The 20711-nt window shown below is 61.5% G+C and carries 19 protein-coding genes and 1 pseudogene; 8 read left to right on the forward strand and 12 right to left on the reverse strand.

The genetic code is table 11. From position 1 onward, the window contains the following. Positions 1–45 precede the first annotated feature (45 nt). Positions 46–1107: a 2Fe-2S iron-sulfur cluster-binding protein gene (locus tag AC1D05_RS05455; RefSeq protein WP_477438912.1), complete on the reverse strand. Its 1062-nt coding sequence runs from the start codon at positions 1105–1107 to the stop codon at positions 46–48. Positions 1108–1161: 54 nt separating this feature from the next. Then, complete coding sequence (locus tag AC1D05_RS05460; protein ID WP_197033322.1) at positions 1162–2835, reverse strand: aromatic/alkene/methane monooxygenase hydroxylase/oxygenase subunit alpha; 1674 nt, start codon at positions 2833–2835, stop codon at positions 1162–1164. 554 nt (positions 2836–3389) lie between these two features. On the opposite strand from AC1D05_RS05460, the gene AC1D05_RS05465 reads away from it, so the two are divergent. Genes AC1D05_RS05465 through AC1D05_RS05480 form a run of 4 tightly spaced genes read left to right on the forward strand, consistent with a single transcriptional unit; the run spans position 3390 to position 5529 of the window. Then, on the forward strand, positions 3390–3863 hold the full coding sequence (locus tag AC1D05_RS05465; RefSeq protein WP_477438913.1) for a hypothetical protein: 474 nt from the start codon (positions 3390–3392) through the stop codon (positions 3861–3863). Beyond that, positions 3860–4183, forward strand: coding sequence for a hypothetical protein (locus tag AC1D05_RS05470; protein WP_477438915.1), 324 nt, complete (start codon positions 3860–3862; stop codon positions 4181–4183). The genes AC1D05_RS05465 and AC1D05_RS05470 overlap by 4 nt, the downstream gene beginning before the upstream one ends. Positions 4184–4195: 12 nt before the next feature. Then, a complete protein-coding gene (locus tag AC1D05_RS05475) occupies positions 4196–5323 on the forward strand; it encodes a WD40 repeat domain-containing protein (protein WP_477438917.1) in 1128 nt (375 codons plus the stop codon). A gap of 32 nt (positions 5324–5355) precedes the next feature. Beyond that, on the forward strand, positions 5356–5529 hold the full coding sequence (locus tag AC1D05_RS05480; protein WP_164548627.1) for a hypothetical protein: 174 nt from the start codon (positions 5356–5358) through the stop codon (positions 5527–5529). A 240-nt stretch (positions 5530–5769) separates the two neighbouring features. Here the strand turns inward: AC1D05_RS05480 and AC1D05_RS05485 are convergent, their stop codons facing one another. The 8 genes from AC1D05_RS05485 to AC1D05_RS05520 all read right to left on the reverse strand — a co-directional run bounded on the left by AC1D05_RS05485 (position 5770) and on the right by AC1D05_RS05520 (position 14823). Continuing rightward, positions 5770–6999, reverse strand: a complete 1230-nt coding sequence (locus AC1D05_RS05485) for an acyl-CoA dehydrogenase family protein (protein WP_477438919.1) — start codon at positions 6997–6999, stop codon at positions 5770–5772. Positions 7000–7046: 47 nt separating this feature from the next. Next, entirely contained in the window at positions 7047–7817 is a 771-nt protein-coding gene (locus AC1D05_RS05490) for an ABC transporter ATP-binding protein (protein ID WP_477438921.1), read from the reverse strand. A gap of 27 nt (positions 7818–7844) precedes the next feature. After that, positions 7845–9185: an ABC transporter substrate-binding protein gene (locus tag AC1D05_RS05495; protein ID WP_477438923.1), complete on the reverse strand. Its 1341-nt coding sequence runs from the start codon at positions 9183–9185 to the stop codon at positions 7845–7847. 96 nt (positions 9186–9281) lie between these two features. Continuing rightward, positions 9282–10340 carry a branched-chain amino acid ABC transporter permease gene (locus tag AC1D05_RS05500; protein WP_477438925.1) on the reverse strand — a complete coding sequence of 353 codons (1059 nt, stop codon included), beginning with the start codon at positions 10338–10340 and terminating at the stop codon, positions 9282–9284. Between the two features lie 2 nt (positions 10341–10342). After that, positions 10343–11224 (reverse strand): branched-chain amino acid ABC transporter permease, encoded by an 882-nt coding sequence (locus AC1D05_RS05505; RefSeq protein ID WP_477438927.1) that lies wholly within the window; start codon positions 11222–11224, stop codon positions 10343–10345. 7 nt (positions 11225–11231) lie between these two features. After that, a complete protein-coding gene (locus tag AC1D05_RS05510) occupies positions 11232–11999 on the reverse strand; it encodes an ABC transporter ATP-binding protein (RefSeq protein WP_477438928.1) in 768 nt (255 codons plus the stop codon). Next, positions 11999–13420 (reverse strand): LLM class flavin-dependent oxidoreductase, encoded by a 1422-nt coding sequence (locus AC1D05_RS05515; RefSeq protein ID WP_477438930.1) that lies wholly within the window; start codon positions 13418–13420, stop codon positions 11999–12001. Before AC1D05_RS05515 ends, AC1D05_RS05510 begins: the two co-directional genes overlap by 1 nt. Positions 13421–13929: 509 nt before the next feature. Continuing rightward, positions 13930–14823 carry a LysR family transcriptional regulator gene (locus AC1D05_RS05520; RefSeq protein ID WP_477438932.1) on the reverse strand — a complete coding sequence of 298 codons (894 nt, stop codon included), beginning with the start codon at positions 14821–14823 and terminating at the stop codon, positions 13930–13932. A gap of 117 nt (positions 14824–14940) precedes the next feature. Between AC1D05_RS05520 and AC1D05_RS05525 the strand changes: the two genes are divergently transcribed. The 4 genes and pseudogenes from AC1D05_RS05525 to AC1D05_RS05540 all read left to right on the forward strand — a co-directional run bounded on the left by AC1D05_RS05525 (position 14941) and on the right by AC1D05_RS05540 (position 19210). Then, positions 14941–16377 (forward strand): MFS transporter, encoded by a 1437-nt coding sequence (locus AC1D05_RS05525; protein WP_477438934.1) that lies wholly within the window; start codon positions 14941–14943, stop codon positions 16375–16377. A gap of 17 nt (positions 16378–16394) precedes the next feature. Next, a pseudogene (locus AC1D05_RS05530) lies at positions 16395–17388 on the forward strand (aldo/keto reductase). A 47-nt stretch (positions 17389–17435) separates the two neighbouring features. Further along, positions 17436–18590 (forward strand): aldo/keto reductase, encoded by a 1155-nt coding sequence (locus AC1D05_RS05535; RefSeq protein WP_477438935.1) that lies wholly within the window; start codon positions 17436–17438, stop codon positions 18588–18590. After that, entirely contained in the window at positions 18590–19210 is a 621-nt protein-coding gene (locus AC1D05_RS05540; RefSeq protein ID WP_477438937.1) for a flavodoxin, read from the forward strand. Before AC1D05_RS05535 ends, AC1D05_RS05540 begins: the two co-directional genes overlap by 1 nt. An 81-nt stretch (positions 19211–19291) precedes the next feature. Here the strand turns inward: AC1D05_RS05540 and gloA2 are convergent, their stop codons facing one another. Together gloA2 and AC1D05_RS05550 are read right to left on the reverse strand one after the other, a co-directional pair. Further along, entirely contained in the window at positions 19292–19741 is a 450-nt protein-coding gene (gloA2, locus tag AC1D05_RS05545) for an SMU1112c/YaeR family gloxylase I-like metalloprotein (protein ID WP_477438939.1), read from the reverse strand. 63 nt (positions 19742–19804) lie between these two features. Continuing rightward, a complete protein-coding gene (locus AC1D05_RS05550) occupies positions 19805–20707 on the reverse strand; it encodes a GNAT family N-acetyltransferase (RefSeq protein WP_477438940.1) in 903 nt (300 codons plus the stop codon). Positions 20708–20711: the final 4 nt, after the last annotated feature.

Below are 20711 nucleotides of genomic sequence, written 5' to 3' on the forward strand. Positions count from 1 at the left end.
CTCTCCCTTGTTGCAGTTGTGGTTGGCTGTGGTGTCGGCCGCCCCTCAATGGGCCGGCGTCGCACCTGCCGATGTGGTGAACTTGTCGAAGAAGATCCGCTCCGTTTCGAAGCCGTTCATGAACAGCACCGGCTGCAGCGCATCGATCATCGGCGGCGGGCCACAGGCATGGACATCGCCCTGCCCGTCGACCGCCAGTTGCTTGAGTATGGCGTCGACGCTCTGGTGCACGAAGCCACGCTCGCCTTGCCATTCGGCGTCGTCATTGGCGTGCGACAGCACGGGAATGAAGGTGACGTCGGAATGATTGCCGACCAGCTCGGCGATCCTGTCGAGATAGAACAGGTCGTTGCGGGTGCGGGCACCGTAGAAGAAATAGACCGGACGTTTTTCGCCGCTCTTCAGATGGTCGTTGAGGATCGACCAGATCGGCGACATCCCGGAGCCGGCGCCGACCAGGATCAGGGGTCCTTGCCGTTCGTCGCGGCGGAAACAGGTTCCGTAAGGTCCGACGACGGTGACTTCGGCTCCGGCGCTGATGCCTCCGGAATCGAGTTCGCCCGAGAACTTTCCCTCCGGGTATTTTTTGATGATGAAGGAGAGTTTTTCGGTTTGGTCCGGCGTATTTGCCATGGAGAACGAGCGCGTAATCGTCTCCCCTTTTTGCGTGGTAACCGTGATGTCGACATATTGCCCCGCCCAGAACTTCATTGGGGAGCCGAGTTCGATCTCGATGCCGCGAATGTCGTGGGTTAGGTGCTCGATGCGAGCAATCCGGCCCTTGTACGTTTTCACGGCGATCGCTTTCGCCAGAATCTCCTCGTCGTAGTTGAGGAGCTCGACTTCCAGGTCGGAGTAGGCAATGCAGCGGCACAACAGCACGTGCCCGCTTTCCTTCTCCATGTCGTTCAGCGCGAAGGTCGAGTATTTCAGCATGTCGACTTCGCCTTCGAGCAACACGCTTTTGCAGGCCGAGCATTGCCCTTCCTTGCAGCCGTGCGGCAGGGCGATGCCTTGGCGGAACGCGGCGTTGAGCACCGTTTCGCCATTCTCGACCTCGAATTCGACGCCGACCGGGCTGAGCCTGACCGTGTGGGTTTCCGACATACGGACCTCCAGTGAAAGGAAGGGCGGGACGAACCCGCCCCCCTTTTGGCCTGATCAGTTGCAGGGATTGATCGTGAACCCGGCCCGGTATTCGGCTAGGTGCTTCTCACGGTCGGCGGGCGACATGGCACGCAGCGCGTTGAGCGGCGATCCGAGCGTGTTGCCGCGCACATCGTCGAGCGTCCACATCTCCTTGTCGTCGAAGCGCAGATGCGGCTGTGGGACCAGCGTCTTGCCGTCGGAACGGACGAAGTTCAGGTCCTTGATCGCATCGGCCAGGTCCCAGCCGTCATAGAGCGTCTCCCACTCGCGCTTGCCGCTGAAGCGGCCCATCGCGGGCGTCGGGCGACCCTGATACTCGTCGGCGAAGGCGACCGTTGCGGTCCACTTGTCGAGCTCGTGGGCAAAGGTGTGAAGTTGGCCGTCGATCTCGCCGACCACCATGTCCTCGCGGATCAGGCAGGGAACGAGGCACGACCAGCAGCGGTGCGGATAGACGTAGCCGACGTCGCTGTTGAACAGCAGCACCTTCTCGCCCTTGTGGCTGAGCTTGGCGTACCATTTCCAGAAATCGCCGAACTCGGCGTACCAGCCCGGATACTTGTGCTCGAACCACTCGAAGTCCTTGTCAGTCTGGGCTTCGATGCGCCAGAAATTGACCGGCCAGCCGACCGCGAAGAACTGCCCGACCTTGTGGACGTAGTTCTTCTTGGTGATGCGTTCCCAGGCCGCTTGGACGTCGTCGTGATGGACCTTGATGCCGTATTTCTCGAGCGGCAGCATGTAGGTGCGGTAGTAGTCCTCATAGATCCAGCGGTGCCACATTTCCGCGTAGGATTCCTTGTTCTTGTCGCGATTGGTGGTGCCGTATTCGATGAAGGTGCCGATGGCCGCATCGACGATCGCGTGGTTCTGCCAGAAGGCGTAACGCAGGTCGCGCTCGAGCAAGAGGTGGTTCTCCGGCTCCTTGAGTGCCGCCATCAGCAGCGAGTGGCCGTTGCCGATATGCCGGCTTTCGTCGGACTGCACCGACAGGAAGACGGTCGGCAGCGCATAGTCGCCGTTGCGGGCGGCTTCCGAAGGCATGGCGACGAACAGCGTGTTGGTGAAGGCAGTCTCGGCGACCACGGTCAGGTACATGCAAGCGGCGGTCATCGTGTCGCCGGTGATGAAGCCTTCGGCGAACTGGCGGCCGATGGTGGTGGCGTAGCACTTTCCGAAGGCTTCCTCGGTGATGTCGAAGCCGGCCGGATCGATGTAGTTCTCCATGTACCATTTCTTCAGATTCATCTGGATCGTCGAGTGACGGAACTCGTCGATCATCTGCATGGTGAAGCCGGTCCTCAGTTCCTCGCCGGGAGCGATGCGGGCGACCATCGCCATCGAGCGGGCGGCGGAGATTTCCGGGAACGGAATGATGGCCAGGAAGAGCTTCATCCACTCGACCCAGCGTGGTTCGACGTTGCGGAACATGTCGCCGCGCAAGGCCGCATCGAGCGCGCCATAGACGCGGTTGTCCTTCTCTTCCTGCATCGGGAAGTAGGACCGCAGGACCTGCTTCATCGGGTCGCGCGGCGTCTTGTTGATCTTGTAGTCGGTCGGAAACGTCATAGCTTCCTGGACGTAGGAAGGATTCCAGCCGAGATCGGCAATCTTCTTGGTCGCCTCGCCGACGGAGATTCCGCGTTGCGAGGTAATCTTGTTGAGCGTCAGAGACGTCATGGTCATAAGCCTCCACCAGGTTTGAGCCGCAGGTCCCTTGACCCCGGCATGAAGCGGCAAAGCACCGCCAGTGAGAGTGCGAGCGGCATGACAAAGCGTTGCGCGCCGAGGCGCGACCCGAGGTCCGGCCGTTCAAGTGGATCGGGGCAAAGGTTTCGAGGCGTCTGGCAGGGTTCCGCGACGCCAACCGCATGTGCGATGGGCGTATCGAAGCGGTTCTGCTTCCTCCGTTCCTTCGTTCTTTTGGCACCGCGTCAAAGCGCGATGGGCTTCTTATGAAAATGAACAATGCAAGCGCCGTGCCAGTCTTAAAATAGCGCTCACGGCCGGCATTCAAAACAAGGCCGCCGCCCTTTCGACAGGCAATCCGGTGCGCAACTGTAACGTTCTTTTACAGTTGTAACTTACGCCTGTAATATTTGACATATATTCGCATGTGCAGCATATTTAGTTAGCATTCGCAGCAAATAACGAAAATCATATTATCTGTTTAACTCTTCGTCTTTCCGGACTATTTGAAGGCGACGGCCCATGGGCGGGCCGGGCGCTGGAGAAAGACCATGCCGAACGACAGGGACAGAAGAGGGTCACCCGAGCCGATGTCCAGCCATGCCGATGGCGTCACCGGCGATCTCGTCAAGCTGATGCCGCGCGATCTGGTCTTCGTCATGCGCTTCATGGGCGAGAGCCAGCACCGCCTGCAGAGCCATTTCCAGGACTTCATCCGGGCCGAGCTTGCCGCCGGCGGCGTCACCATGGAGACGCATCCGATGATCCACCTGTTCATCGAAAACCACGCGATCCTGCTGCGCGACTTCGTGTTTTCCGGGGTTTCGCTGACGCGTCAGTTCCGTGTCGAAGAGATCGAGCGCCTGACCGGCGACACGACATCGATGATCCGCGTCGACATCTGGGACCAGCTCAAGAGCCACATCGAGACGGCCGAAAAACAGTTTCAGTCGCAGGCCGGCACGTTGCCCAAATTGCTGTCGGCTTTCGAGAAACCGCAGGGGCCTTTGGGGAGCGAAAAATGACCCAAGGATCCAAAACGGCCAGGCGTGACGCGTTGCTTGCTCGCCGGCTCGATCTCGTCGCCAGCGTCTCGGCGCTTACCGCGGAGGCGCTGCGGCTCAACCAGAAACGCGCCGGCATCGAAATGGACGTGCTGCGCCTGGAGCTCGAAATCGGCAGAAGCGGCGCCAGCGCGCAACTGGTGCGGGACTTGCATGAGGCTGAAGAGAGCGCCGCGGCGATCATGCAGGCATGCGCGGCTTGCGAGGATCGCATCATAGCTGCAGAGGGCGATGTCGAGGACGTCGACCGAAAGCTTGCCGCAGCAGCGAACGAGGACTGACGGGAGAGAAACATGAACCAGCAGACGATGCAGAACCTGACCTTGTTCGACCTTCTGGCCCGCAGCTGGCAGCGGCCGTCGGCGATCGCCGATCTGCGCTTCAGCGCCGACGGTTCGGCTGTGGCGTTCACCGCAGTGGACGGAACGGTCGCCATCGCCGCGGTCGCGGATCACGAGCCGCCGGAAGCGCGGATCAGGGTGAGCAACGATCTCGGCCAGACGACGATCCGCCCCAGGGAAAAGCCGCCAGTGCCATTGACCGCCATGGCGGCATTCGGAGATGGCGATGTGCTGCTTGCCAGCTATGCGCATTCCGGCTTTCTGGTCGGCGCAGCGAGCGGCGACGTGCTGCACCTGACCGCCGGCGGTGAAGTCGCGGAACCCCTGGTCAGGATCGACGGGCCGGTCGTCGCCATCGACCACAGCGCGAAGGCCGGCACGATAGCCATCAGCAACGGGCATGATGTCTTCCTCTCGCACGGCCAAGGCAATGCCATACGGCTGGAACGCGAAGTGACATCGTCGACAGATGCCCTTGCCTTCTCTCCGGGCGGGCGGCGCCTCGCCTGCGGCCTTGGCGAAGGGCTGTCGATTTGGGCGGTCGAAGGCGACGCCGCCTTGATCCGTGACATCCCGCTTTCCGCGCGCCCGACGTCGATCCGCTGGAGCGGAGACGGCACCTGGCTGGCCTGCGGGCTCGAAACCGGCGGCTTTGCTCTGGTCAGCCTGGCTGATGGAAGAGCAGAAATCGTCGCAGGGTTTCCCTCGCCGGTTCGCACCGTGTGCTGGAGCCAGCCGGCGCATGCGCTGTTTGCCTCGGGCGCCTTCCGGATCGCAGGCTGGTCGATGACCGCCCAGCCTGTTGGCGGCGAAACCTCGGGCGCGCTGGAGACAGGTCGCGCCGGGCTGGTTCTTGTCGAGGCGGTGGCGGCACACCCGGAGAAGAAGCTGATTGCCGCGGCTTACGCCAATGGCCGTATCACTATCGCGCAGATCGGTGCGCGGGACGAGCTCGTCGTCAGACCCTTGGGCAGCGCCGTCACCGCTCTCGCCTGGTCCGGCGACGGGCGGCATCTGGCGATCGGCGCTGTCGATGGCACCGCCGCGATCGTCACCTTTCCCGCGCAGATGTTCAAATAGCGGACAAAGCCCGCACGAAACAGGAGGATGAAATGCAAACCGAACTCACAGCCGAGGACGAGAGCAAGGACGAATTTTTCGAACGGCTGGCCAAGCTGTCGGAAGAAATGGTGGCCAAGCATGGCAAGGATTTCAGCATGGGCGCGCTGGTGCTCGCCGCCCGCTGGATCGCGGAAAACCGCGTCGGCAAGCTGAAGACCAACTAGACGACGAGACTGCCCGTTGCTCAGGCGAAGAGGCGATTCTGTGTCGCTACGGTGATGGGCAGCCCCACGCCGCCGGACGTGGGCGATAGGAAGCCGGCCAGCATCGTCAGGCGGGTCGTCTTTCCCGAGTCGCCGCAGCAGCAATCGCAAAGTAGGACGCCGCGTGTCGGCACCGCGCCCTTGCATCCACCGGGGGGAGCCGACCGATGACAGCACCCCGGAAGATCGTTGGTTGCTGGCTTACGACGGGCTGCGTCCGATGCGCCATTGATATGGTGGTGGCGTGCCATTGACTGCGTAATCCCCGACGATGCGATCCTTGTAGATGCGGGGGTTGTGCGATGACAGGGTACGAGCATTGCGCCAATGACGATCGAGACCGATCGGCTTTCTGGTCGAAGATGCACCCAGCGCATCGAAGATGATCGTCGACGCCTCAAGAACCAGATTCGTGACGACCGTCACGGCCTGCGATGTCTCGAGCTCGGCGACGGCATTAGCCCTTTCCTCGGCATCGGCATCGCCGGCAAAGTGTGCCTGATAGGCGCGTTCGATCGCTTGCGCGACCTGCAAAACAATGGCGCCGGCCGCATAGGCGCTGCTGCGAATGCGGCCGACGACCTGAAGCACCTGCGGATCCTGGCTTGAGCGAGGGCCGGCGGCATTGGAGTAGGAGCGATTGCGCGCGGCAACGGCGGCAGCGGTCTCGTTGGCCATCGCCCGGCCGATACCGGCAAGGGTGGCAAGATGCACCAGCTGGTAGAAGGCGGCGCCATAGCGGAACTTGTCGTCGTCGACGACGACATCGTCCGGATCGACCGCGGCATCCGTAAAGATCGTGGTGCCGCTGGCCGTGAGCGTCTGGCCAAAACCGTCCCAGTCGTCGACGACATCGACGCCCGGATCGTCGCGGCGCACCTGCAACACGATGCCTTCGCCATCGAGCCCTGTCGCGCCGACATCGATCCAGTCGGCGAACAGCGAGCCGGTAGTGTAGTATTTGGTGCCGTTGAGCACCAGCCTGTGGCCCTTGTTCGAGATGCGGGTCGAGAAAGCGTCCTGTTTGGCATCGCCGATCTCGGTCCAGGCATTGCCGGCGATCTCGCCGCGGGCAATGCGCTCCGCCCAGCGCTTGCGGCTCTCGCCGGCCGTCTTGCTGACGACATCCTCGACAAAGCCAAAATGGCCGCGCAGCGCCTGGGTGATGTTGGAATCGGCCGCCGACAGTTCGATCAGGATGTTGGCCAGTTCAGGCAGCGTCGCGCCAAGACCACCTTCGGCTTCGGGTATGCGCAGCGCGCCCAGGCCCGCCTGCTTCAATTTCGCAATCTCCGCCACTGGCAGTTCCCGGCCAAGCTCCCGCTCGACCGCACCGGCGGCAATCTCAGCAAATATCGGCCGGAACCGTTCGGCCAGTGTCTCATAACGAGCGCTGGGGCCCGCGCCCCAGGCGGTATCGATCTGTGTCATTTTGTATGTCCTGAAATTAGCGACCTCACCCGGCGCGGGCGAGGCGGTCAGTGTGGTCTGGCAACATTGGCACCGCCCAGGTAAAAATCCTGGACATCCTCACGGGCTCGCAATTCCTCTGCCGTTCCCGACAGAACAACGCGACCGTTTTCGAGGATGTAGGCGTAATCGGCATAGCGAAGCGCGAGATTGGCGTTCTGCTCGGCAAGCAGGAAGCTGACGCCCTGCTCACTGTTGAGGATGCAGATGATCTCGAAGATTTCCTGCACGATGATCGGCGCGAGACCCATCGAGGGCTCATCCAGCAGCACAAGGCTCGGCCTGGTCATCAGCGCACGGCCGATGGCCAACATCTGCTGTTCACCTCCCGACGTCAGGCCGGCCTTGACCTTGCGCTTCTCCTTGAGGCGCGGAAACCATGTGTAGATCTGGTCGACGTCGCGCTGCAGGTCTGCTCGGCTCGGCTTGCGGACGAAGCCGCCGGAGAGGATATTTTCCTCGACCGTCAATTGCGCAAAGCAATGGCGGCCTTCCAGCACCTGCACGACACCCTTGGCGACGAGCCGAGACGCCGAGAGGCCGCTGACGGGTTCGCTCTGCCAGAGGATGCTGCCGCGGCTGACCTTGCCGCGCTCAGGTCCGAGCAGATTGGAAACCGCCTTCAGAGTCGTTGTCTTGCCCGCGCCATTGGCGCCGAGCAGGGCAACGATCTTGCCCTGCTCGACCTTGAGCGACACGTCGCGCACGGCAAGGATCGCCTGACCATAGAGCGCTTCCATATTCTGGATCTCGAGGAAGCTTCTTCCTGCAATGGTCATGGGTCGATCCTGTCCGTGCGTTTGGTGTCAGTTCGTTGCAACGCGGGGCTCGATGCCCTTTTCCTTGGCGTAGGCTGCGGCCTTTGCCTTGATGACGTCGGCAAACAGCGAGGCATCGGCCTTGATCCAATCGGTCCTGGTGTCCCAGGACTGACCGTTCCATTGGATGACCTTGGCGGCGATGGTTTCGCCCTTGTGGTTGTCGATGGAGGTTTTCAGCGGACTGATGAGGCCTTCCGCGCCAAGCTCGGCGATCCGCTTCTGATCGATGTCGAGGTTTTCGAGCGCCCACTGGCCTTCGGCAGCGGTCAATGGCCTGTTGCCGAATTTCCTGTGGCCGGTGCGCAGCGCCTCGACGAAGGTGATGGCTTCGATCACGCCGTAATTGTAGTAAACGGTGCCGAACTTCGAATTGTCCTTCAGATCGGACTTGCCCTGGTCGAGGATATCTTTCTTGAGCTTCTTCAGGATGCCGTAGTCGGTGCCCGGCGGGAAGACGGAGACGGCGAGGTAACCGTTGGCGGCGGCGCCCGCCGGACGGGCATCGTCTTCCGAACCACTCCAGATATCACCGATGATGCGATTGGCGGGGAAGCCGACGCGAGCCGCTGTCTTGATCGCCACCGGCGTCATCACGCCCCAGCCGCGCAGAAAGACCCAGTCGGCGTTTGCACGGCGGATCTGCTGCCACTGCGTCTGCTGCTGTTCGCCGGGATGCGGGACCGGGATCTGGATATCTTCGAAGCCATATTTCTTGGCGAGGATGCCGAGCGGCTCGATCGTATCGCGGCCATAGCCGCTATCGTGATAGAGCGTGGCGATCTTCAGCCCCTTGAGCTTGTCATAGCCGCCGGCCTGCTGGGCGATGTAGTCGACGATGATCTGGGCTTCGCTCCAGTAGTCGAACACCAGCGGATACTGATAGGGAAAGACGCGACCATCGGTGGCGATGTTCTGGCCGCCGCCAGGGCTGACGATCGGGATCTTGTCGATGCGAGCCTTGTCGGTGAGGGCCACGTCGAGGCCGCTCGAATGCGGATATATTGCCGCCGTCAGGGCGCCGTTATAGCCGTTCTTGTAGCGCTCGTAGCATTCGATGCCGCGCTCGATCGTGTAGGCCGTCTCGCATTCCTGGACCAGGATCTTGACGCCATCGACGCCGCCCTCGACCTCATTGATGTAGCGGAGATAATCGATGTTGCCGGCACCGAAGGGGATGAACGATGGAGCATAGGGCCCGGTGCGATAGGTAAACAGCGGATAGAGCTGTTGGCCGGTGCCATCTTCGGCGAAGGACGCGCTGCTCATCAGCGTGACGGCCATCGCGGCAGCGGCCGCCAGCGACATGGTCTTGGTTAACAATGACATTGTGCAACCTTTGGTTTGAGTGGTTTGGGGAAAGTGACGACCGATGCTTGGGAGGAGGCGAAAGACCCGGCGCCGAGGTGTTTCGTCTGTCTGAGTTCAGATGGATGATCGCGCTCGCGAGCGAAGGGCTTCCACGCCGCGCCTTCCCAGGCTCGACAATCCATCCGGTTCCTTGATCAGCAGCACGATGATGATCGTGCCGAAGATGATGTGCTGCAGGTTTGCCAGCGCGCCCTGATCGCCGAGGAATGACAAATCGATGATCAGCGACAGCCGGTCGAGCACGATCGGCGTCAGCACGATGAAGGCGGCACCGAGAAAGTTGCCGAAGATGGTCGACACGCCGCCGATGATGACGATGAACAGGATCTGGAACGATTTATCGAGATTGAACGCATGCGCATCCGAGGTGCCGAGATATCCGAAGGCCCAGAGCGCGCCGGCGATGCCAAGGAAGAACGAGCTTATGCCGAAGGACAGCAATTTGCGGCGCGCGACGCGGATGCCGATGACCGAGGCGGCGACATCCATGTCGCGGATCGCCATCCATTCGCGGCCCACCCGGCTCTTGACGATGGCGAAGGCCAGCGCGATGAGCAGCGCCGTGGTGGCAATGACCAGATAGTAGCGGCCGGTGGCCGTCTGCAGATCGTAGTCGAGGATCTGCAGGCGAGGCGCCGAGATGGTCAGCGACTGGCTGTCATTCGAAAACCAGCTGAAATTGGTGAACAGCCATTCGAAGAAGAACTGCGCGCCCAGCGTCGATGCGCCGAGATAGAAGCCCTTGATGCGCAGCGACGGCAGGCCAAAGAGGACGCCGGCAATCGCCGCGATCAGGCCGGCAATGATCAGAACCACCGGCAGCGGCAAGAACGGCGCGCGCAGCAGCAGATTGTAGGTCGAGAAGGCGCCGATCGACATGAAGGCAGCCGAACCGATCGACACAAGCCCGGTATAACCCATCAGCAGGTTCAGGCCGATGCCGGCAAGCCCCATGATCACCGTCGGGATGATGATCGAGCTCAGCCAGTAGTCATCGGCAATGGCCGGCACCGCAAAGGCGGCGATCAGGCCGGCGAAGACGGCGAGAGTGCCAACCCCGAATGCAGGCCGGCGGAACGGCTCGGACGGGGCGGATTCCTGAAGCGTGGTCACGATCAGACCCTTTCGATTTCGCGATCGCCGAACAGGCCGGCCGGACGCACCAGCAGGAAGCCGACAGCGAGGATGTAGGCAAACCAGGTGGAAACGCTGCCATTGACCAGCGGGCCGATATAGATGTCGGCCAAGGCCTCGGTCGCGCCGACAAGCAGGCCGCCGGCGATAGCGCCCGGGATGGAGGAGAAGCCGCCAATGATGAGCACCGGCAGTGCCTTGAGCGTGACCAGCGACAGCGAATATTGCACGCCCTGGCGCGATCCCCAGACAAGGCCGGCAACCAGGGCCACGATGCCGGCGACGCTCCAGACGATCCGCCAGATGACAGGCAGGCGGATGCCGATCGACTGCGCCGCAATCGTGTCGGAAGCCACCGCCCGAAGCGAGATGCCCATGCGTGTCTTGTTGAAAGCGATAGCCAGCGTGGCGACCAGCGTCAGCGCGATCAACGAGGCAATGATATCGAACTGGCTGACGTAGATGCCGGCGACCTGTACGGCTACATCGGGGATACCGAGATCGAGCATGTGAACATCCATGCCCATCAGCAGTTGCGCAAAGCCCTCGATGACATAGCTCAATCCCAGAGTTGCCATGAACAGGGTCAACGGATCGCGATTTCGCAGCGGCCGCAGCACCAGCCACTCGATCAACATCGCCATCACCACCATGACAAGCGATGTGACGATGAAGGCCAGGACGAACGGCATCCCTTTCTCGGTCAGGGTGACGAAGGTCAGCGCCGAAAACAGCAGCATCGCACCTTGTGCGAAATTGAAGACTCCGGATGCCTTGTAGATGAGCACGAAGCCGATCGCGACGAGTGAGTACATCACTCCGGCAAACAAACCGCCGACCAATGTTTCAAGGAAATAGGACATGAGTTCCTCAGTGAACCGTGCCGAGATAGGCGGCTATCACGTCGGGGTTCTTGCGCACCTCGTCTGGTGCCCCGTCCGCGAGCTTGCGGCCGTAGTCGAGCACCACCACATGGCTGGCGAGGTTGAGCACGATGCCGACATCGTGCTCGATCAGCACCACGGTCGAGCCGAAGACGCGATTGACCTCGCGGATCACGCGGCTCATCTCCTCCTTCTCTTCCTGGTTCATGCCGGCCATCGGTTCGTCGAGCAGCAGCAGCTTGGGGCCGGCGACCAGTGCGCGGGCGAGATCGACGCGTTTCTGCAGCCCGTAAGGCAGCGTCGAAACTACGCTGTCCGCATGGCGATCGAGCTCGAGGAAAGCCATGGTGCGCTCGGCGCGGGCAAGAAAACCGCGGCGCTCGGCGCTGTCCCTGCCCAGCCGGAAGATGTTTTCGAAAAAGCTGGCTGTGCCATGACGAGAAAGACCGGCCAGCACGTTTTCGCGCACCGACAGGCGCCGAAACAACGCATTGTGCTGGAAGGTCCGGCCGATGCCGAGATGGGCTGCCTTCTGCGGATGGATCGCCTCGAAGCGCAAACCGTCGAAGACAATGTCGCCGGCGTCGGCGCGATAGACGCCGTTGATGACATTGAGAAGCGAACTTTTGCCGGCGCCATTCGGGCCGATCAGGGCGCAGATTTCACCCTTAGCGACGCTGAAACTCAGCGCATTCAGGGCTCGCACACCCTTGAAGGACAGCGAGACATCGTGGAGGTCCAGCAGATTGGTCATCACGCGTTCACGGATTTCAAGCGGGCCACCGAGGCGCGTTCGACTTCGCGGCGCTTCACGGCTTCGATGTCGCGGTACCCGTCAGCGGGATGGGTCCTGGGAAGATAGGGTCCGTCGCCGAACAGCTTTTCGCGCAGCGTGCCGGGCTTGTAGGCGGTGGGATAGACGCCGCGCTTCTGCAATTCCGGTACGAGCAAGTCTACGGCAGCCTCGAAGCTTTCAGGCGTTACCGCATAGGCGAGGTTGAAGCCGTCGACATCGGTTTCATCGACCCATTCCTGCAGGATGTCGGCGATGGTGCCAGGCGAGCCGACGAAGACCGGCCCGACGCCGCCGATGCCGCCCCACTTCGCCAGTTCCTCGACGGTCCAGGCCTTGTCCTTGCCGGCGAAGTGCTCGACCATCGAAATGATGGCATTGGTCTCGACCTTCTTGAGCGCGTCGGTTGGGGCATACTGGCCGAAGTCGATGCCGCTCCAGCCGGACATGAACACCAGCGAGCCGTCATAGGACGTATAGCTCTGATACTCCTCGAAACGCTTCCGGGCCTTTTCGTCCGTTTCATCGATGATCAGTGTGGTGAGGTTGTAGATCAGAACTTTCTTCGGATCGCGGCCGGCAGCAGCGGCCTTTTGGCGGATTTCGGAAACATAGGCCTTGAGCAGCGATTTGGTCGGCGCGCCGACGAAGACGCACTCGGCATGCGCAGCGGCGAAGGCCTTGCCGGGACCCGAGGCGCCCGCCTGATAGAGAACCGGGGTGCGCTGCGGCGACGGCTCCGACAGATGGTAGCCAGGCACTTCGAAGAATTTGCCCTTGTGGCCGATCTCATGCACCTTGCTGGGGTCGGTGAAGATGCCGCGGACCGGATCACGCTGCACCGCCCCCTGTTCCCAACTGCCTTCGAACAGCTTGTAGAGCACCTCGACATATTCGGTGGCGACCTCGTAGCGGTTGTCATGGCTTTTCAGCCCGACCTGGCCAACATTCTTGGCGCCGCTTTCCAGATACGAGGTAACGATATTCCAGCCGACACGGCCCTTGGTATGGTGGTCGGCGGTCGAAAGGCGGCGAGCGAATGTGTAAGGGTGTTCGAACGAAGTCGAGGCGGTAATGCCGATGCCGAGATGTTCGGTGGCAAGCGCGATCGGCGCGGCGAGCTGCAGGGGATCATTGACCGGAATCTGCGCCGCTTGCTCGATCGCGTGGTAGTTCGAGCCCTTGTAGACATCGTAATAGCCGATGACGTCGGCGATGAATATGCCGTCGAAAATACCGCGCTCGAGCGTCCGGGCCAGATCCTGCCAGTAGTCCAGATCCTTGTATTTCCACGACTTGTCGCGCGGATGCTTCCACAGGCCCGGGGATTGGTGGCCAACGCAATTCATGTCGAAAGCGTTGAAGCGAATATGCCGACCCATCCGTCACTCCTTTGATAGCCCTGTTGGGCGACTGCGGGAGAAACCTAGCGACAGGGTGGCCGTCGACGAAGGCAGAATATAATGTCTATGGATTATATAGAGAATTATTATTCCGCCTTGCGCCGGGATCATGGCACGCTTGGACACGTCGCCTTTGAACGTCCGATGTATCTGCATCAAGCTTTTGCTGGTGCTTAGGTGCTCTGGCAGCGCTCGGGCGGGCGCAGGTATCCGCGCTGTCCGGCTTCGTCTTCGAAAGCCCCGATTCGCCCCATGGCAGCGGCCCGGCTTTGACGCGGTCATCGCCAGTCTGATCCGACCAACACGGATTTTCGAACGCCCTTGATCGCGTCGTGCTGCTCAGGCTTTCGCAGGGATCGATCATGGCGCTCGACGCGCCGGCCATGTTCCAGAATGACCGCAATGGGGGCCGAAAGCGGACAGGCGGCTCACAGCTCGGAGAGATGTTCGAAATCAGTCATTTTGGACGATGGCTCCAGGCTGATGCATCACTTTCGGTGGCGCAGCAGTTCGACGACGGTCTGGAACACCGGCGAGTTCTGTCGCCGGCTTGGATAATAGAGATGAAAACCAGACGTGGGCGGACACCACTCACCGAGCACCTCTATCAGTGTGCCTTTGGCTAGGTGCTCGGAGACGCTGTCCTCGGGAACGAACGCAATGCCGTAGCCGGCGATTGCAGCCGTCACCAGGGACCTGATGGTGTTGAATGTCAGTTGCCCATCGACACGAACGCGCTGGGCGCGGCCGTCTTTCTCAAATTCCCAGGCGTAGAGACCGCCTAACGTGGCCAAGCGCAGATTGATGCAATTGTGCCGGATGAGGTCTTGCGGAGTTTCTGGCCGGGGGGTTCGTGAGAAATAGGCGGCAGACCCTACCGGCACGAGCCGTACCTCAGGCCCGATGCGCACGGCGATCATGTCCTTTTCCAAGCTCTCTCCCAGACGCACGCCGGCATCGAAGCGCTCCGCAGCAATGTCCGTGAAGCCATGACCGATGTACAGCTCAACCTTGATGTCCGGAAACCCGGCGAGACCCGCGGCCAGCTTCGGCCACACGACTGTATCGGCTGCGTTCTCGCTGCAGGTGATGCGCACCGTGCCGGCGGGCTTGTCCCGCAAGTCGCTTAACGCCGCCAATTCCGACTCGATCTCTTCCAGTCGCGGCGCAGCCGTCCTGATCAGCCTCTCGCCAGCTTCCGTGGTGGACACACTGCGGGTGGTGCGCGTCAAAAGCCTGATCCCGAGTCGATCCTCTAGCCCGCGTATGGTTTGGCTCAGCGCAGACTGAGAAACTCCCATCTGGGCGGCCGCCCGGGTGAAGCTGCGCTCCCTGGCGACGGCCACGAGCGCGAGCAGGTCAGTCATGTCCTCTCGCCGCATTCATTAGTTCTCCTTATTGGTTCTTGCCGATACTAGCATCTAATCGAATGAATGAAATGGGCCTAGTTTGCCGTCACGAGATGGGCGGACGTGCCGCCGGCAACGAGAGCAAAGCCAATGACTGTGCGATCTGGGCAAGTAGCGCCTCCCAACACGGTTCTCGCCACCGTGCTGACCGCGTACCTGATGATTCTGCTGGACCTTTCCATCGTCTACACGGGCATGCCGGAAATCGGTCGCACCATGGCGATGAGCCCAATCATGCAGACGTGGGTGCAAAACGCTTATCTGCTGTTTTTTGGCGGCTTTCTGCTTCTGTCGGCTCGTCTCGGTGACACATTCGGTCGGAAGCGGGCCCTGCAGCTGGGCGTTATCCTGTTCACGCTGGCTTCGCTCGTAATCGGTTTCTCGCAGTCGTCGTACGAGCTGATCGCCGCGCGCGCCGTACAAGGGCTTGCGGCATCCATCCTGGCCCCGAGCGTGCTGGCGGTTATCTCCACCACCTTTGCCGAAGGTAGCGAACGCACCCGTGCCCTGTCGTGGTACTCGGTCGTCGCCGGCGCCGGCGCAAGCCTTGGCATGGTGCTGGGCGGTGTTTTTGCGGGCCTGTTGTCGTGGCGTATTGGGTTCCTCGTCAACCTTCCGATCGGCATCGGCCTCCTCTTCGCGATCAACCGCACCATTCCGGACGGCGAACGCATGCAAGGCCGCTTCGACATTATTGGCGCCGTCGCTTCGACGCTTGGCATGGGCCTGCTGGTCTACGGTCTGGTCAATTCGGCTGCTCAGGGCTGGCAAACCCCTGTCACGTTGCTTTCCCTTGGTGCAGCCGCAGTCGTCCTGGCTTTCTTTCTCTGGTTCGAAAGGCGTGCCGCCTTTCCGGTACTGCCCCTGCGTCTTTTCGCGAGCCGGGAGCGGTCGGCCGCCTATGCCGGGCGTATGCTCTATATCGGCTCGATGGTGTCGTTCTTCTTCTTCACCACGCAGTTCATGCAGCAGGTGCTGGGTTACACAGCACTGCAGGCCGGGCTGGGCTTCCTGCCGATGACTGTTCTGACCTTCGGCTCGGCGGCGACGATTCCACGACTGACCCGCGTCGTGGGTAGGCCCGTGCTTCTCATCATTGCGCTGGCATCCATGGCGGTCGGCTTGGTCTGGTTGGCTCAAGCCGGAGCCACCGCAACCTACTGGCAGCTGGCACTTCCGATGATCCTCATCGGTATCGGGAACGGCACCGCCATGGCGCCGCTAACTGCTGCTGGCGTCCACGGCGTCGAACCTCGCGACCAAGGTGCTGCCTCGGGCGTGGTCAACGTCGCTCATCAGCTCGGCGGCTCGATCGGCCTCAGCGTCTTGATCGTGGTCTTCGCTTCAGCAGCCAAGCCTGCAGCGTCAGCAGCTACGGCCATCGGTCACCAGATCAGTGCCGCCATGCTGGGCGCGGCCGTCATGAACATCGTCGCGATCGCCTTGGCGGCCGCTTTCATCCTGCCGGCCAGCAGGAGCAACGGCGCCGTGCTGCCGGCTTCCGGCCTGTTGCCTCAGACAGACTAACGACAAGGAGAAAACTCATGAAAAAGCGCACACTTGGAAAAGACCTGGAAGTCTCGGCCGTGGGCCTTGGTTGCATGAGCTTCGCGTCGACATACGGTGAGACGGGTGGCCATCAAGAGTCAATCGAGATCATTCGCAGCACCTTCGATCTGGGCGTTACCCTTTTCGACACCGCCGAGGCCTACGGGCCCTTCACCAACGAGGAACTGGTCGGCGAAGCTCTTCAGCCGATTCGGGGCAAGGTCGTCATCGCCACCAAGTTCGGCTTTGATATCGACCTTGCGACCGGCAAACGGAACGGCGGGACCAACAGCCGGCCGGAGCACATCAAGGCAGTTGCGGAGGCCGCTCTCAAACGGCTTCGCACCGACCACATCGACCTGTTCTACCAGCACCGCGTCGACCCGAACGTGCCGATCGAGGACGTCGCTGGTGCCGTGAAAGACCTCATCGCCGAAGGTAAGGTGAGACACTACGGGCTCTCGGAAGCGGGTGTCGGCACCATCCGCCGCGCCCACGCCATACACCCTCTCACGGCCGTACAGAGCGAATACTCCCTGTTCTGGCGCGGTCCTGAGGCCGAGCTGCTGCCGGCGCTGCAGGAGCTTGGGATCGGCTTTGTGCCGTTCAGCCCGCTCGGCGCCGGTTTCCTTGGCTGGCAAGATCGACGAGAATACGAAATTCGAGCCAGGCGACTTCCGCAACTCGGTGCCCCGGTTCTCGCCTGAAGCACGCAAGGCCAATATGGCGTTGGTCGACGTGGTCAAGGTCGTTGCGGAGCGCAAAGGCGCCACTCCCGCCCAGGTCGCACTCGCCTGGCTGCTTGCGCAGAAGCCTTGGATCGTGCCGATCCCCGGCACGAAAAAGCTCTCACGCGTCGAAGAGAACGTCGGCGGTGCCGATGTCGAGCTGACCGAGGCCGACCTTTCCGAGATCCGCGTCGGTCTGTCCAAAATCGAAGTGCAAGGCGAGCGGTTGCCGGAGGCGGTCCTGAAAATGACCGGGCTTTGAGAACGCATCGCTCGCGTTGGATGAACTCACCAAGGAAGGAATAAGCAATGCGATCAGAAATCACCCGAGTAAGCCGTCGCAGCCTGCTTGCAGCGGCAGGCGTGCTGGCGGCCGCACCGCTCGCAAGCGGTGCCTACGCTCAGTCGAATGGAGCTTCGCCAACCATCGCAAATGCGCCGCAGGCAGGCGTGGCAAAGCGCCGGAAACTGGGCTCCCTCGAAGTCTCAGCCGTCGGGCTTGGCGTCCAGAATATGAGCCGCACCTATCAGATGACGGTCCCTACACGAACCGAGATGCACAACATCATCCGGGCCGCCTTTGATCACGGCGTAACCTTTTTCGACGCGGCCGAAGCCTATGGTCCCCATGAGGTCGAGCGGATCCTGGGCGAGGGTATCAAGGGTTTCCGTGGCAAAGTCGCGATCACCTCAAAATTTGGTTGGAACATCGATCTGGAGACCGGCAAACGCCTCCCGGGGCTCAACAGCAAGCCCGATCACATCAAGCTCGCTGTCGAGGGCATGCTCAAGCGGCTGCGCACCGACAGGATCGATCTGCTCTACCAGCACCGCGTCGATCCGGAGGTGCCGATCGAGGACGTTGCCGGCGCCGTCGGAGATCTCATGGCAGAGGGCAAGGTCCTCCATTGGGGCCTCAGCGAAATGGGTCTCAAGACGCTTCGGCGCGCCCATGCCGAACGGCCCGTGACGGCGGTGCAGAGCGAATACTCGATGCTGTGGCGCGGACCGGAGGAATCGGTCCTTGCGACTTGCGAGGAACTCGGCATCGGCTTCGTGCCATGGAGCCCGTTAGGGGTTGGTTTCCTGACCGGGGCGATTGACCAGGCTACGCGTTTTGCCCCCGGCGACATCCGCGCCATTGAGACCCGTTTTTCGCCGGACAATTTGCCGAACAATCTTGCGCTTGTTGCTCTCGTTAAAGACTGGGCCAAGCGCAAGAACGCAACGCCCGGCCAGATCGCCCTTGCATGGCTGATGGCGCAGAAGCCTTGGATAGTTCCCATTCCCGGCACGACCCAGATGGCCCACATGCTCGAGAACATAGGAGCGGCCTCGATTGAATTTTCGCCGTCAGAGGTTGCGGAGCTGAATGCAGCGGTTGCGGCGATCGAGGTGCACGGTCAGCGGCTGCCCGATGCAGTCCTGGCCTATTCGGGCGTGGAAGCGGCGCCGAGATCGTGATGCATACCAAGCCGAGCACAATGATGCCCAACATCGCAAAAAAGACTCGACGAGAGATGCTTGTGTCTTCGCTGCTTTTTCCGCTGGCCGCCGTCAGCGCCATGTCCGCTGCATCGGCTAACGCCGAATCTGGCGCAGGCGGCAAGCCGCTGGTCGCCTATTTTACGCGCAGCGGCAACACCCGCACCATTGCCGCCCTTCTCAGCCGTGACCTCGACGGCGACCTGTTCGAGATAGAGCCGGCCACGCCCTATCCCGCCGACTATTTCGCGACGGTTGACCAGGCGACGCACGAACGCGAGAGAAATTTCCTGCCGCCACTCAAAGCGAGCGTCAGCAATCTCAGTTCTTATAAAACGGTGTTCCTCGGTTTTCCAATTTGGGGTGCTTCGGCGCCACCGATTGTTCGTTCATTCCTGGCCAACCAGGACTTCTCCGGGAAGACCATAATTCCGTTCAATCTGCACGGAGGCTATGGCCTTGGGAACAGCCGCGAAATCATAGCAAGGGCCGCGCCACAGGCAAGTTTTGCCCCAGGGTTCGTCATGGAGGGCCTTCAGGAGCGGCGGACCACCGAGCAGGTGCGCGACTGGCTGACTAAGTCGGATCTGGCTCGGTAAAAAAACCGCCCGCCTTACGGCTTTCGATATGTGTCGCGAACGGATGGCCGCGTCACCGCCATTCCAGCGTCGATGACGTCGTCACGAAAGCGACCCGTTGCTTGTAGGGACTTCGTACAGTTCCAGCGGCAAGTCGTCTGGGTCTCTGAAAAATGTAAACCGTTGATCCGTGTATGGGTCGATTCGGATTGGCTCAACGGCGACGTTGGCGGCTTCCAGCCGCGCTATTACCGGATCAAGATCAGCCACAGCAAATGCCAGATGTCTCAAGCCTGTGGCCTCTGGATGGGAGGGCCGCATCGCCGGTGCGGGGAAGGAGAACAATTCCAGTTGGACGGATCCGATCCGCAGATCCGCCTTCCATGACTGCCGCTCCTCCCGATAGACCTCTCGGATCAGATCGAGGCCGAGGAGCTCGACGTAGAACCGTCGCGACCGCTCGTAGTCGGTGCAGATGAGAGCGACGTGGTGAATAGCATTCAACATGCTGCCAACTCTAGCCAAGCTCGGATCTGAGGCCAAGGTCGTCAAGTTTTGAGTTGGCTTCCTGGAAAAACCGGGCCCCTCTGCCGCGGTGGCCCGTCCTGGAATCATCTATCCGAGAGTCTGACTGGCAAGCGCATAGGTCACCGGTGCCACTGCGCCGTCGATGGCAAAATCGGAGAGGCGTTTGCCCAGCGACATGGTGAGCACCGTGTCGAAAACCGGCATTCCGCTGTGCGACAGAAAGGCGGCGAACTCGCCATGGTCCATGTGAGTGTCGATCCGCAGGAAAGACCCGGAATGGTCGGCCACGTGCGGCCGGACGATCGCCACGGCGTCGGCGTCGCTTTCCGCCACGACCGGCCCCACGACATAGCCCCGCCCGAACGGCCGGCAGAGCGCGAAAGCGTTCAGCGTATCGCCCTTGAAAAGACCATAGCCGGCCGAGTGTGCGAAAAGCTTCTCGATGAGTGCCGCCCGCCTCACGCCAAAACCTGCCGCGTCGAGCGCGATCACGGCGGCAATATCATTTTCGACCAAACTCCGGACATCGCCTCGGTTATTTGGCGGCCCAACTGTCGTCTGCACACGAGCGATGCCCTGGCATTGATAAACGGTCTTCTCCGGCTGGAAGTCGAGCGAGAGATAGAGCCGCCTTGCCGCGCGCGTTGCGTTGAGGCGCAGGTCGCGGCCGGCGACCTTGTCGAAAACCCGCTTCATCAGCCATTGCCCCGCCCCCAGCGTCTGGAGCCGCGGCGAGGTGATGACCATGCCCACGGTTGCGAAATCGGTACCATGCGCGAACCACATGGCCGAACCGAGAACCCGGCCGATCTCGTCGAGCGCCACGAACCCCTGCCCCGATTCACGCAGGAATTGCCAATCCTCGGCGCGATGCGGCCACCCCACGGCGAGCGAGTGCGCGTGCAAGCGGTCCAGTTCGACGCCTTCGATGTCGCCGACCCGCATCGAGAAAGTGTCGATTTTCAAGCTTCCGGACGGCTTCAAGTCCATGCCC

The sequence above is a fragment of the Mesorhizobium sp. P2_E9 genome (assembly GCF_056403815.1).